Annotated in this window: 12 protein-coding genes; 9 read left to right on the top strand and 3 right to left on the bottom strand. The window is 39.2% G+C overall.

Annotated features, from left to right (window positions below; all coding sequences use genetic code 11):
* Positions 1–387, bottom strand: a complete 387-nt coding sequence (gene ytxJ / locus EZL74_RS05415) for a bacillithiol system redox-active protein YtxJ (RefSeq protein WP_131475578.1) — start codon at positions 385–387, stop codon at positions 1–3.
* A 201-nt stretch (positions 388–588) separates the two neighbouring features.
* Between ytxJ and clpB the strand changes: the two genes are divergently transcribed.
* From clpB to EZL74_RS05395, 4 genes are all read left to right on the top strand, one after another.
* On the top strand, positions 589–3,198 hold the full coding sequence (gene clpB / locus EZL74_RS05410; RefSeq protein WP_131475577.1) for an ATP-dependent chaperone ClpB: 2,610 nt from the start codon (positions 589–591) through the stop codon (positions 3,196–3,198).
* Positions 3,199–3,501: 303 nt separating this feature from the next.
* Positions 3,502–4,377, top strand: coding sequence for a T9SS type A sorting domain-containing protein (locus EZL74_RS05405; RefSeq protein ID WP_131475576.1), 876 nt, complete (start codon positions 3,502–3,504; stop codon positions 4,375–4,377).
* Positions 4,378–4,635: 258 nt separating this feature from the next.
* Positions 4,636–6,057, top strand: a complete 1,422-nt coding sequence (locus EZL74_RS05400; RefSeq protein WP_161971699.1) for a T9SS type A sorting domain-containing protein — start codon at positions 4,636–4,638, stop codon at positions 6,055–6,057.
* Between the two features lie 246 nt (positions 6,058–6,303).
* On the top strand, positions 6,304–6,933 hold the full coding sequence (locus EZL74_RS05395; RefSeq protein ID WP_161971698.1) for a T9SS type A sorting domain-containing protein: 630 nt from the start codon (positions 6,304–6,306) through the stop codon (positions 6,931–6,933).
* A 143-nt stretch (positions 6,934–7,076) separates the two neighbouring features.
* Here the strand turns inward: EZL74_RS05395 and EZL74_RS05390 are convergent, their stop codons facing one another.
* Positions 7,077–8,846, bottom strand: coding sequence for an ABC transporter ATP-binding protein (locus EZL74_RS05390; RefSeq protein ID WP_131475573.1), 1,770 nt, complete (start codon positions 8,844–8,846; stop codon positions 7,077–7,079).
* 173 nt (positions 8,847–9,019) lie between these two features.
* On the opposite strand from EZL74_RS05390, the gene EZL74_RS05385 reads away from it, so the two are divergent.
* The 5 genes from EZL74_RS05385 (at position 9,020) to EZL74_RS05365 (ending at position 11,757) form a co-directional block, all read left to right on the top strand.
* Positions 9,020–9,565 carry a GNAT family N-acetyltransferase gene (locus EZL74_RS05385; protein WP_131475572.1) on the top strand — a complete coding sequence of 182 codons (546 nt, stop codon included), beginning with the start codon at positions 9,020–9,022 and terminating at the stop codon, positions 9,563–9,565.
* 48 nt (positions 9,566–9,613) lie between these two features.
* Positions 9,614–10,138, top strand: coding sequence for a DinB family protein (locus EZL74_RS05380; protein ID WP_131475571.1), 525 nt, complete (start codon positions 9,614–9,616; stop codon positions 10,136–10,138).
* Positions 10,139–10,154: 16 nt separating this feature from the next.
* Complete coding sequence (locus EZL74_RS05375; protein WP_240034561.1) at positions 10,155–10,631, top strand: helix-turn-helix transcriptional regulator; 477 nt, start codon at positions 10,155–10,157, stop codon at positions 10,629–10,631.
* 83 nt (positions 10,632–10,714) lie between these two features.
* Entirely contained in the window at positions 10,715–11,242 is a 528-nt protein-coding gene (locus tag EZL74_RS05370; protein ID WP_131475570.1) for a DUF4199 domain-containing protein, read from the top strand.
* Positions 11,243–11,343: 101 nt separating this feature from the next.
* A complete protein-coding gene (locus EZL74_RS05365; RefSeq protein ID WP_131475569.1) occupies positions 11,344–11,757 on the top strand; it encodes an OsmC family peroxiredoxin in 414 nt (137 codons plus the stop codon).
* Positions 11,758–11,822: 65 nt separating this feature from the next.
* Here the strand turns inward: EZL74_RS05365 and EZL74_RS05360 are convergent, their stop codons facing one another.
* Entirely contained in the window at positions 11,823–14,036 is a 2,214-nt protein-coding gene (locus EZL74_RS05360; RefSeq protein WP_131475568.1) for a fibronectin type III domain-containing protein, read from the bottom strand.
* Positions 14,037–14,082: the final 46 nt, after the last annotated feature.

The following is a 14,082-nucleotide window of genomic DNA, read 5'->3' as shown; positions in this document are numbered from 1 at the left end:
TTAAATATATCGCTTCAAATCATCAGCAAAAATGTCGCCGTGCGAGGCTACATAAACCGGATTTCCGTCTCTGATTAAAAGCAACTGCGGTGACTCATGGGTTACATTAAAACGATGGGCGACAGCATCAGAAACCTTTCTGTTTTCTAGTAAATCGATAAAATATGGCGTAATTTTATCGTGCAAATCATACTCGTTCTCGAACTGTTTCAAAGTCATACGGCTAATACCACAACGGGTGCTGTGCTTAAAAATAGCAACCGGTTTTTCAACCGACTCGGTCATAATTTCATTTAGCTGCTCCTCATGGGTTAAGGGCTTCCATCCTACTCTGGACGTATTTTGTACTTCATCTGAATTGCCGAATATGCTTTTAAATAGGTTCATTTTGACTTGATTTAGGACATTTTGACTTGAAATAAAATGAAAAACACTAATAAATCAGTCATTTTGTCTGGTTTTGTAAATTGGAATACATCTTGACGACTTGTTTTCAAAACTAAAAAAATTAAAACAGTTACAAATTGAATTTAACTTTTACACAACAAATAGACATCAGATAACTCACAACTCACAATTTAAAAAAAAATGAACATAAACAATTTAACCATTAAATCTCAGGAAGCTATACAACAGGCACAAAGCATTGCCCAAGCATTAGGCCATCAGCAAATCGAGAACGAACACCTTGTAAAAGGAATACTCGAAGTAGATGAAAATGTAACGCCTTTCATCCTGAAAAAACTCAACGTAAATGTTGATTTATTTAAAAAAGTACTCGACAGTATGCTTCAAAGTTTCCCAAAAGTATCGGGAGCTAACATCATGCTTTCGCGGGAAACCAATGCTACGCTGAACGAAGCAGAGCATATTGCCAAAAAAATGAAAGACGAATACATTTCAATCGAACATTTATTACTGGCTGTACTCAAGTCTAAAAGCAAGGTAGCTCAAATCCTGAAAGATCAAAGCGTAACCGAAAAGGGTATGGAAGCGGCCATAGCCGAAATACGCAAAGGCGAAAGGGTAACTTCGGCCTCGGCTGAGGAAACTTATAATGCGCTCAACAAATATGCTAAGAACTTAAACGAACTGGCCAAAACCGGCAAACTCGATCCGGTCATTGGTCGCGATGAGGAGATTAGACGCGTGTTGCAAATCCTTACCCGCCGCACCAAAAACAACCCTATGCTGGTGGGTGAACCCGGTGTTGGTAAAACCGCCATTGCCGAAGGCCTCGCCCATCGTATTGTTGACGGCGACGTACCCGAAAACCTGAAAGACAAAATCGTCTATTCGTTGGATATGGGCGCGCTCATTGCAGGAGCCAAATACAAAGGAGAGTTTGAAGAACGATTAAAATCGGTGGTAAAAGAAGTAACTTCTGCCGAAGGCGATATCGTCCTGTTTATTGATGAAATTCACACTCTTGTTGGTGCCGGCGGTGGCGAAGGCGCGATGGATGCCGCTAACATACTGAAACCTGCTTTAGCTCGTGGTGAGCTGAGAGCCATTGGTGCAACCACGCTTGACGAATACCAAAAATACTTCGAGAAAGACAAAGCCCTCGAGCGTCGTTTTCAAAAAGTAATGGTCGATGAGCCCGATACCGAAAGTGCCATCTCTATTCTGCGCGGTATCAAAGAGAAATACGAAACCCATCACAAGGTACGCATCAAAGACGATGCTATTATTGCTGCTGTGGAGTTGTCGCAACGCTACATTACCAACCGTTTTCTGCCCGATAAGGCTATTGACCTGATGGACGAAGCGGCTTCAAAACTGCGTATGGAAATCAACTCCAAACCCGAGGAACTCGATGTTTTGGATAGAAAAATCATGCAGCTCGAAATCGAAATTGAAGCTATCAAACGCGAAAACGACGAAACCAAACTCAAAAGTCTGGGCTTAGACCTCGCCAACCTGAAAGAGGAACGCAATGAGATTTTTGCCAAATGGAAATCAGAGAAAGATGTAGTTGATAACATACAAGCGGTCAAACAAGAGTTAGAAGACTTTAAAATTGAAGCCGAACGTGCCGAACGCGACGGTGATTATGGTAAAGTAGCCGAAATCAGATACGGTAAAAGCAAAGAAGCTCAGGAACGTTTAGAAGTGTTACAGAAGCAACTGATTGAAAACCAGTCGGGTTCTTCTCTTATAAAAGAAGAAGTAACCCGCGAAGACATAGCCGAAGTCGTAGCCAAATGGACCGGCATACCGGTAATGAAAATGCTGCAGGGCGAACGCGAAAAACTGTTGCACCTTGAGGATGCTCTTCACCACCGCGTGGTAGGCCAGGAAGAAGCTATAGAAGCCGTGAGTGATGCTGTGCGTCGTAGCCGTGCCGGTTTGCAGGACATGAAGAAACCTATTGGTTCTTTCCTTTTCTTAGGTACTACCGGGGTGGGTAAAACCGAGTTGGCTAAAGCTCTCGCCGAATACCTCTTTGACGATGAAAACGCCATGACTCGCATTGATATGAGTGAGTATCAGGAGCGTCACAGCGTGAGCCGATTGGTAGGTGCGCCTCCTGGTTATGTAGGTTATGACGAAGGCGGACAACTAACCGAAGCCGTCAGACGCAAACCGTATTCGGTCGTATTGCTTGATGAGATTGAGAAAGCGCACCCCGATACCTTTAACATCTTGCTGCAAGTACTTGACGAAGGCCGATTGACGGATAACAAAGGTCGTGTAGCCGATTTTAAAAATACGATTATCATCATGACTTCTAACATAGGAAGCCATATTATACAAGAGAAGTTTGAAAACTTAAAGGGAAGTCTCGAAGCCGCTACCGAGTCGGCTAAGGTTGAAGTACTGGGCTTGCTCAAACAAACGGTACGTCCTGAATTCATTAATCGTATTGATGAAATCGTGATGTTTACGCCGCTGACTTCGGCCAACATCAAACAAATTGTTGGACTGCAGTTGAAAAGTGTTACCAAAATGCTGGCACAGCAAAACATTACTATGGATGCCACTCCCGAGGCTATTGAGTACCTGGCCGACAAAGGCTATGACCCTCAGTACGGAGCCCGTCCGGTAAAACGAATCATACAACGCGAAGTACTGAACCAACTCTCGAAAGAGATTCTGGCCGGCAAAATAACTACCGACAGCATCATCCTGCTCGACTGTTTCGATGGGCAGCTGGTGTTTAGGAATCAAAGCGAAGAAGTAACTACAGAATAAGAATTTGGTTTTTTAGTTTGATTGAAAAAGCCCTGACGGCATTGTGCTGTTGGGGCTTTTTTTTCAGATAATAGATGATAGACGGATGGATGATGGACAGCAACATCAAAATATTATTTTCAGTCTATTATCTATTATCTCTTCGTCTGTTATCTAAAAGAAACAGTTGGAGTACTGCAGTAACACAATCTTTATCACTCAAAATAAAGCTTTTAAGATGATTAATATCATGTTTTTTTACTGTTGTTTTTATTAAATTTATCAGTGCATAACTTTTTATTTTCATCATTAAAACGCATTGTTATGAGAACAACAATTACTTTTATTAGAGGTGTAACCGCAGTTCCTATGCTGCTGTTTTTTATGGTTGGATTGATATCCTCCGGTTCGTTGTATGCGCAGGCGGTATTGTTTGATTTTAACACGGCACCGGTGCAAACCTCACTTCCTGTAACCCTGACCGAGAACGGTATTACGGCTTATTTGTCTGCCACAGGCTCGGGATTTTCAATTCAACAAGCTAATGTGTTAGGATTTACTCCAGTCGGTTTTGACGGACTTTGTATTTATCCCAATAGTGTTTTTGCTGCCGACCTGCTGATTAGTTTTAATCAAACCCTGAGTGATTTTTCTATCATGTATTCTCCGCAGGAATTAGGCTGTGATGACTCGGCCACTATGCGGGTTACGGCTTATATGGATACCAATTGGGTTGGTACCAATACGGCAACGGTACTTAACCCGGGAACTTGGCCAACGGGTACGTTGAGTTGCAGTTTTCCGGCCGGATTTAACAATGTCATTGTACATTATGCCAGCCACCCGCCTACCTGTCAGGATTATGGTGTGATTTTTATGGCCGACAATATGCAGGTAACCCCCATAAACATGGCGGTGATTTCGCACAATGATGTCAGCGGTGCGGGTATATTGAGTCCCAATCCTATTACCCAAGATACTGTATTGTCTTTTTACCTTGAGGAGACTAGTCCAATAACTGTAACCCTCTTTGACCTTAGTGGTAAAGCCATCACTACAATACATAAAGGTACTTTGGCTGCGGGGCCACATATCCTATCGTGCCCGTTGAGTGCACTGGCAATAGACAACGGACTGTATTTGCTAAAAGTAAGCGGCAGTAATATCAGTCATACGTTTAAAGTAGTAGTGATGAAGTAAGTAAAGCATAGCTATTTATAGCTTTGGTGATAAGGCCCTGACGGTGTTGTGCTGTTGGGGCTCTTTTTAGATGATAGATAATAGACGGAGAGATGATAGACCGCAGAAAGCAAAGAGCTAAAAATTTGAAACCGCCTTTCGAAAACCTTATAAACGATAGCACCTCTATACATCGTTCTTAAAATTTGTGTTATTATTTTAAATAAATACCTAACTTTATGAAAAAATAAAATGAAGAAAATCTTTCTAATAATAACAATGATATTCTATTTCAACTGCTATGCTCAGAATTATGCATTAGACCCAACTTTTGCAACAGGAGGAGTAAAATATGAAAACATTATATCTGAAAGTTACCAATACCATAAAAAAACAATACTGTACTCAAATAATAAATACATTATAGCAATGGATCGTACTTTGGTATGTTATAATTATGATGGGTCTAAAGATCTTACTTTTGGAAACAATGGTTCACTAATTTTACCTACAACACATACGATTTATGGTGCTAAACTGGTAGATCAATTCATATACTTTTTTGGGGGAGTGCATACTTCGGGCTTAGATAGTGCTTTTTTGGCTAAAGCATCGGCAAACGGAGCATTTGACACTAGTTTTGGTACGGGTGGTATAGCTACATTTCATATTGGTGATTCAGAAAGTTCCTCTGGAGGTGACTTTTTTAATGATATAAGAGTTAATTCCGATCAAACGATTTATGCCATTGGAACTGCTTACATTGGTTCTACAACGGAAAGCTATTATGTTCTATGCCGAATTACCTCTTCACAACTATTGGATACCACTTTTGGCATCATGGGAAGCATAAATTACGGTTACGGACAAGGATTCAAAATTTTTGACTATCAAGGAGGTTTACTACTAGCAGGTAAAGGAGGCTATCCAGATTTTTCTTCGAGGATTGTTAACATTGACTTTAATGGTAACAACATTAACTCATTTGGCACCAATGGCATACTAAATATTAGCAAACCCACTGACTTAATTACGCCAAGTTTAGTTAATACCTATGTTTTTGGCACTAAATTATATTTATCTTATACCATAGGAGGAGCAGGAAATGTTTCTGGTTATGTAAAATCCTATAACCTTTTGGCTTCAACTACCCAAGTTATGGGAAACATCAGTACAGGTAGAGATGCTTATTTTAGTGAATACAACGGAAAACTATACATAGCTGATGGTACTTGTGCCTATTGCAATGTTGAAGCATTTCGGGTACAACGACTCAATAGTGATGACAGTCTAGATCTTACGTTTAATTCTATGGGACAATATACTTATAACTATGCTCCGAATGCAAAATCGTTTGCCAATGCAATTTATATACACAATGATGGGAAAATTTTTCTTGCCGGATATGGTGGAAGCCTCACTATGATTCGTTTGCAAGAGACTGCTCTAGGCATCACTGAAGGAAATCAAAAAAACAATTTTACAGTATATCCAAACCCAGCTTCGGAAAAGCTTTTTATAAAAAACGATTTCAACCATTCGATAGATAAATTAATGATACAGGGAATTGATGGGAAAACAATTCTTACCAATAAATCAGACTCTGATCAAATAAATATAGACCAGCTTACTAAAGGAATTTATTTTTTAAATATTTTTTTTGAAGGTAATAATGAGATTTTTAAATTCATTAAAGAATAGCCTTTATCTATTCTAATAAATTTTAAATGATCAAGAAGTATCTAATAATTTGGATAGACTTACTATAATTTGTCTACCCACAAATAGGAAAAGAAAAGAGTAATAGTCTGCTGGCGACAAGGGTTTCATACAAAAACCAGTTTACCTTGTTACTCTTCTCACAGTCAACTAAATAAAACCAAAAACCAACACCATCCAATACCAAAGTACTAACTTTGAAAAAAAAGAATATTAACATCAATACAAGTGAAAAAAACAATACTTTCAATCATTTTACTTGCCAATTTCATAGGCAATACACAATGCCAGGCACCTTCAAATCTTACTGTAATAGATAATATTGCTCTGATAACTACTGCTGAATTGTCTTGGGTAGAAAGCGGTAATGCAACATCATGGGATGTAGCAGTCATACCCAATTTTGATGTTACATCATCTTTACCTTCTACTATCTGGGTTTCTTATGCAGCAAACAATCCTCTCCTATTAACCAATTTACCTCAAAGTTCTGGCTGCTATGCTTTTTTCGTTCGGTCAATTTGTTCATCAACCGATGTCAGCCTCTGGGCAGCTGTTGGATCGACAGAATGTTCTTCTGATATACTCAACTATCTTACAACTTTATCTAATGACTCCTTTTCGGCAAAAGACAACAATGAGTTACAACTATTTCCTAACCCATCCAAAAATGTTATTCATCTAAAAACTGACACCAACATTGATCAAATAACTGTATTTGATTCTACAGGGAAAGCAATCCTAATCCAAACTCAAAACTGTAATGAAATTAATGTAGAAAGTCTATCAAAAGGCGTTTACTTAATTGAAGTATCCACAAATAATCAAAAAAGGCATAAAAAATTCATCAAAGAATAATATTGCTGTCATACTGAACCTGTCAAAGTGCATAACCATGACAAACTCAAACCTACTAAACATTAAAAATTCTGCATTGAGTTAATAGTTACCTAGCCACTAACATTACTGATAGCTTAGATTACTGATAGCTTACTATGTCTTTAAACGTTAGCTCCCTGAGCATGTGCTCGCTCACCTATTTGTTGACGCCACATAGCATAATATAATCCTTTTTCGTCTAATAAATCCTGATGCTTACCTTGCTCTATAATTTGTCCTTGTTCCAGAACAAATATCTTATCGGCATGCATGATGGTTGACAGGCGATGAGCGATTAAGACCGTGATTTGATCCTGCTTAGACGAAATACTGCGAATGGTTTTGGTAATTTCCTCTTCTGTAATCGAATCCAGTGCCGAAGTCGCTTCATCAAACAACAACAACCTTGGATTGCGCAACAAAGCACGGGCTATCGAAAGACGTTGTTTTTCGCCTCCCGAAACCTTGATTCCCCCCTCGCCTATGGTGGTATTGATGCCGTTTTCGGCACGAGCCAATAGGTTTTGACAGGCAGCTTTTTGCAACACATCTTGTAATTCTTCATCGGTAGCCGATGGTTTTACAAACAATAAATTATCTTTAATCGTTCCCGAAAACAATTGCGCATCCTGAGTCACAAAGCCCAATTGTTGGCGCAACTCGGTCAAATCAATTTCCTTGGCGTTCTTTTCGTTATAAAAAATAGTCCCTTCCTCAGGCGTATAAAGTCCCACCAGCATTTTGACCAAAGTCGTTTTACCACTTCCGGATGGTCCAACAAAGGCAATGGTTTCGCCGGCTTTGGCTTCAAAAGAAATGTTTTTCACCGCGTAAGAACTGGCCGTTTGGTGCTTAAACGAAATATGTGAAAACTTCAAACTGTGTATCGGTCCGATGGTTTGCGGATGCAACGGTTTTTCTTCGCTTTTGGCATTCATCAACGCGGCGAAATTATCCATTGAGGCTTTGGTTTCGTTATAAGTAGCAATAACATTTCCCAATTCCTGCAGCGGATTGAACAAAAAGAACGAGAAGAACATCAGGGTAATCAAATCACCCGGTTTAATAATACCGTTAAAAATGAACATGTACAGTGCAAAAACCAGACTGGTTCGCATGAAATGCACCGTTGTTCCTTGTACAAAACTCAGCGAGCGGATGAACCGTACTTTCTTTAATTCTAATCCTAAAATTTTGATTGTAGTACTGTTCAACCTGTTGACTTCCTGCTCGGTCAAACCAAGGCTTTTCACCAATTCAATGTTACGTAGTGACTCGGTAGTCGCTCCGGCCAAAGCCGTGGTTTCGCCTAGTATTTCACGGGAAACTTTCTTTATTCTTTTCCCCAAAAAGGAACTGATAAAAGCAATCACAGGAACGGTGGCCAGGAAAATAGGCCCCAACAACCAGTGGATATTAATGGCGTATACCACGACAAAAACGATACCAATTAACGTTTGAAAAATCATGGAAATTGATAGTGTGATAAACTTTTCGCAATCGATTTTTACTTTTTGCAATTTGCCCAATGTTTCTCCACTGCGTTGGTCTTCAAAATCCTGATACGGCAATTGCAGTGCTTTCTGAATCCCGTCGGTATACATGCGGGCTCCGGTACGCTGAATGATAATGTTGGTAAAATAATCCTGAAAGTTTTTGGCTATACGCGACATCATGGCGGCTCCCAACGACAGTCCTAACCAGCCTAAAACCGCTTTTATAAACATGGGTTGGTTGTGATTAAAATTAGCCACACCAACACCACATTGGTTTAATAATTTACCAATAATGATAGAATCACTCAATGAAAAACACTGGTTAACGGCTGCTAAAAACAACGCTAAAAACAATAATGCTTTGTGTTCTTTAATGTAAGTATATAATATTTTCATGTATAGAATTGCTTAAAAAGTGATGCAAAACTACAATTATATCGCTGCGTTTTTTCAAATTGTTATTCTTTTTATTTATACTTGTTGTGTTATCTTTTCAGTGAAATTGCAAACGATACAAATCAGACAGGCAGCCGAAACGAAACCAATATCAAACAATCTTTTTATAAACCATGTCACCATTTGAAACACTAAGTACAGAACGTCTTTTGCTGCGCAAACTGACACCTGAAATTTTTGATTACGTCTACAATCACTTTTCTGACGAAGATTTGATGGAATTCATAGGTGCTCCCAATGAAGAAGCATTATCTAAAGAAAAGGAAAAACACCGCAAAGGGTTGTCTACCTTCAACAAGTCGTTTTGCTATTTTCAGATTTTAGATAAAACCAACCAACAAATTATTGGCTGGTGTGGGTATCACACTTGGTACTTAGATCACAAGCGCGCTGAAATAGGCTACGGTTTATTTGACGACAGCTACAAACAAAAAGGTTTGATGAGCGAAGCTACAAAAGTTATCTTAGATTATGGTTTTAACCAAATGAACCTAAATCGGATTGAAGCTTTCATTGGCAAGGAAAATAAAGCCTCCTTAAACTTGGTCAAAAAATTTGGTTTCACTCAGGAAGGTATTTTGCGCGAGCATTATTTCAATAAAAATTGCATGGAAGATTCAGTGGTTTATAGTTTACTGCGCCGCGAGTATAACTCTTAACCCAAACAATTATTTATTTGTATTTTTGATATACTAATTTGTACCGTTATGCCATTTGATTTAGAAAAAGCAATAGAAATTCTCACCCGAACTCCCGAAGTACTAGCTACACTTTTGACGGGTTTGAGCGATGAATGGATTTATCAAAATGAAGGTGAAGAAACCTGGAGCCCTTTTGATGTTATAGGACATTTAATTCATGGCGAAAAGACCGATTGGATACAAAGAATAGAGATCATACTGGACAACGGAAATGATAAAGAATTCAAACCGTTTGACCGATTCGCGCAATTTGAGGAAAGCAAAGGAAAAAATTTAGAACAATTACTTAATGAGTTTCGAGATTTACGGCAACAGAATCTGATGATTCTTTTATCCAAACCTATTGACAAGGAAACTTTGGCCCTAAAAGGTATTCATCCTGCTTTTGGCCAAGTTACCCTCAAACAATTGCTGGCTACATGGGTAGCACACGATTTAGGACATTTGGCACAAATTGCAAGAGTTATGGCCAAACAGTATGCTGATGAGGTAGGCCCGTGGAAAGAATACCTGCCAATTTTACACAAATAAACTTTTGTAAAAATCCGTGAAAAGATTAAAACGCTACAGAGAACTTATCACCTATTCGGCAGCTATGGCAATCCTATTACTGCTTGTACGCTGGTTGGAGTTTAAGTTTGTCCTGTTGCAAAATCAATATGATATTTATATTGGTTTAATCGCCGTTCTGTTTTTACTCTTTGGCATTTGGCTGGCCGGAAAACTAACAGAGCCAAAAATTAATACTGTGGTGGTTGAAAAAGAAATACGCATCCCTGAATCCGAATTTGTATTAAATGAAAAAGAATTAGCCGAACGAAAAATCAGCAAGCGAGAATTAGAAGTCCTTACTCTAATGGCTCAGGGTATGAGTAATAAAGAGATTGCAGAGAAATTATTTGTTTCACTCAACACCGTTAAAACTCACAGCGCTAACTTGTTTGAAAAACTGGAAGCAAAGCGCCGAACACAAGCTATTGAAACCGCAAAAAAATTACACCTTCTGCCTGGTACTTTAGGATGATTACCAACAAAATCACCCTAAAGGATGACTTGTTCTTCGTATCGATAACCAACCTTTGTCGTCAAATTTTAAATCTAAATGAAATGAAAAAAATTGTACTTACTTATGGTCTTATGGCCGGAGGAATTGTAGCCGCTTTTATGCTTTTTGGCGTGTATTTATTCAGCAATAATCCCAATTTTGATGCCGGAATGTTGTTGGGTTATGCCGGAATGATTATAGCCTTTTCACTCTGTTATGTAGGCATCAAAAATTATCGCGACCGACAGAATGAAGGCATTATTTCTTTCGGAAAAGCATTATCAATCGGGTTGATGATTACATTCATTGCCTCTACCATTTACGTTGGAGTTTGGCTGATTGAGTACTATTGCTTTTTTCCTGATTTTATGGACAAATATATAGCCAGTGCTTTAAAAAAATTAGATACAACTACCATGACTGCAGCAGAAATAAAAGCTAAAACCGCTGAATTGATGCAGTACAAAGAGCTTTATAAAAGCCCGATCATGGTCATACTACTCACCTATGCCGAGGCCTTGCTTCCGGTGGGATTGTTGGTTCCAATAATTTGTGCCTGGATATTGAAACGCAAAACCAAACAAGTATAACTAAAAGTACTGCTTCATATTTCCTAAAAAACATTTAACAGTAGATTGACCTCTTTCTTAGTCATTTTTCATAACTTTAGGATTCATTAAAAAATTTAGGTATGATAAGAAATGCAACAGCCGTTTGGAACGGCACCGGAAAAGAAGGCAAAGGTCATTTAACTACACAAAGCACCGTTTTAAATCAAACGCAGTATTCATTTGGTTCCCGATTTGAAAATGGAATCGGCACCAATCCCGAGGAACTGATAGCGGCCGCGCATTCAGGATGTTTTACCATGAAATTGGCTTTCAATCTGCAGGCTGCCGGCTTTGCTGCAACCAAATTAAAAACGAGTTGTGATATACTTTTTGAGGATGGTAAAATCGTAGCTTCCAAGCTGCAACTAACAGCTGAAGTAGACGGCATCACTGAAAGTCAATTTGCCGAATTAGTAAAAGATGCTGAACAAAACTGTCCTATTTCTCAATTGTTGAATACCGCTATAAGCGTAACTTACACTCTGAATTCCTGATTTAGAAAACAGAATAAATAAAAAAGTCCCGATTGCTCGGGACTTTTTGATAATGGGCAATACCCTTATTCTTTAATCACTTTGATGGTCTTAACTGCTCCGTTTTCGGCGGTTACTTTTACCAAGTAAGTACCTTTTGGCAGGTTAGACATATCAACTTGTGATTGATCTGCATTGATTGTTTTGGCCAATACTTCCTGACCTACAATGTTAAACAAAGCAACTTTGGCAATTGTTTTGCTGTATCCGATGTTTAATACATCTTTCACAGGATTTGGATAAAATGTAAATTTATTCGATTCAAAATCAGGAGTTGCTAATGTTTCAACAACACTGATATCATCAACAAGTAAATAAAATTGATCGGCGTCTGAATAAGCATTAAATCCGAAATAGTATATTCCTGAGGTATTCGGAGTAAATTCTACTAATCCTTGTAAAGCCGTTGAAGTTGTTGTACCACCGGTAATTGAAGGATGATCAACTAGGGTTGTCATAGCCGTGTTAACCGGAGAAGTACCATACGAAACTTTTAATTTTTCTACATAAGTTGTACTATTATTACCATATCGGTATGAAATGGTGTAACTGGTACCGGCATTTAATTGAATACCGTTAGTATAGAACCATGCGTTTGCCGCGTTAGTGGTATTCCAAGCATAGCGTAATGTTTTAGAAGTAAAACCATAACCCGGATTGCTCGCTACAGTCCAGTTATTACCATTACCTGCATTTTGAATGGTAGTACACGACGGAATGGCCGGAACAACCGCAGATTCAAAATCCTGGCTGTATGGCACAGTTGAAGCCGGACATGGAGTCGTAAATGTACCTCTTATACTCCAAACGCTGCTATCAGAAGAAGAACATACCGATCTTACCCAAAAATAATATACTGTTGAAGCTGCTAAATCTGTTAAATCTGCAGAAAGGACGTTAGCACCAACAGAGCCCATAGCCGCAGTTGCAGCCGTTGGAGCAGTATTTGATGTAGAATAAAAATATTCATAACCATTCGCTGGAGGTGTAACTGAAGCAGTCCAAGCAATGGTTGCTGATGACTCCGTTACGTTAGTCACTGTCAGAGCCGTAGGCTCAATACATGACGGCAGAGCTTCCCAAACCACATCATCAATTAATATACTATATCCTAAAGTTCCTTTGTGTCTAAACGCTAATACTTGATTAGCTCCCGGTGCTGTTCCCAGTACAGCTGTAAATGAATCGTATACTGAAGTAGATGTTGTGGTGAATTCTTGTAAAGAAACAAAGGTAGTCGCATCTGAAGGATTGGTCAAATAACCAACTTGAACCGTGTCACCGGCGGTGAAATTACCTCTGGCTCTGAAACGCAATCTGTGTGTTCCGTCACCGGCATTAGATACCGGTCTCATGGCTACTACTGCCTGACTTGCAGAACTAGTACTATAAATATATAAATTGTTTGGTGTTGAAGTTGTCGTAGCAGATGCCTGAACATAAGAAGAACCCAGAGGTCCTACTTTAGCCCAACAAGCCGGAAAAGCCACAGCTGCATCAAAGTTTTCGGTAAAATCAGTTACCGGGTCACATGCCGTTGAAAAATTAGCTATCGTACTCCAAAGCGATGTGTCGGTATCACTACAAACAGAACGAACCCAAATATAATAATTTGTTCCAATGGCCAAGTCGGCTAAATCAACCGTAAGTACATCGGCACCAACACTTCCCATGGGAGTTGTGGAAGCAGTAGGTGCTGTATTTACTGTGGCATAATAATACTCATATCCGTTAGCGGGAGGAGTTCCTGAAGCAGTCCACGAAATCGTTGCTGAAGTTGTAGTTATATTAGAAGCTACAACAGCAGTAGGTGCCTGACAACTGGCTAAGTACTTCACCTGAGAATTACGACAAGTATTCCCACCGGCACAAGACGAATCGTCAGCGTAGTGCAATCTGACAGAATCAGTGTTAATGGCGTCAATCGTAAGTGGTGAGGTTCCAAAAGCAATAACGTTATTCGATAAATCTGTTACCGTTAGAAATAAATGGGTTCCCTGCCCTCCTGTTGAACCGGATTGCTCGGAAAACAAATAATTACTACCAACCAACAAACCGGTCACTGTAGAATATTCTGTTGCATAAGCACAGGTTGTAATGGTTTGAGCCACCCCTGAATTGTTAGACACAGCAGAGCCAAATGCTGCTGTTCTGATACACTGCGCGCTACTGAAGGAGTACATTAATAAAAAGAACAGCAGAGCTAAATTGTGGCCTCGCCTTAAAGTAATTTTTTTCATAATAGTTTAGATTTTAATAATTGGTACACAAATATGATAAAATCTT

It is taken from the genome of Flavobacterium silvisoli, from assembly GCF_004329815.1.
Classification (GTDB): Bacteria; Bacteroidota; Bacteroidia; order Flavobacteriales; family Flavobacteriaceae; genus Flavobacterium; species Flavobacterium silvisoli.
This window is presented reverse-complemented; position numbering and strand designations above follow the sequence as displayed.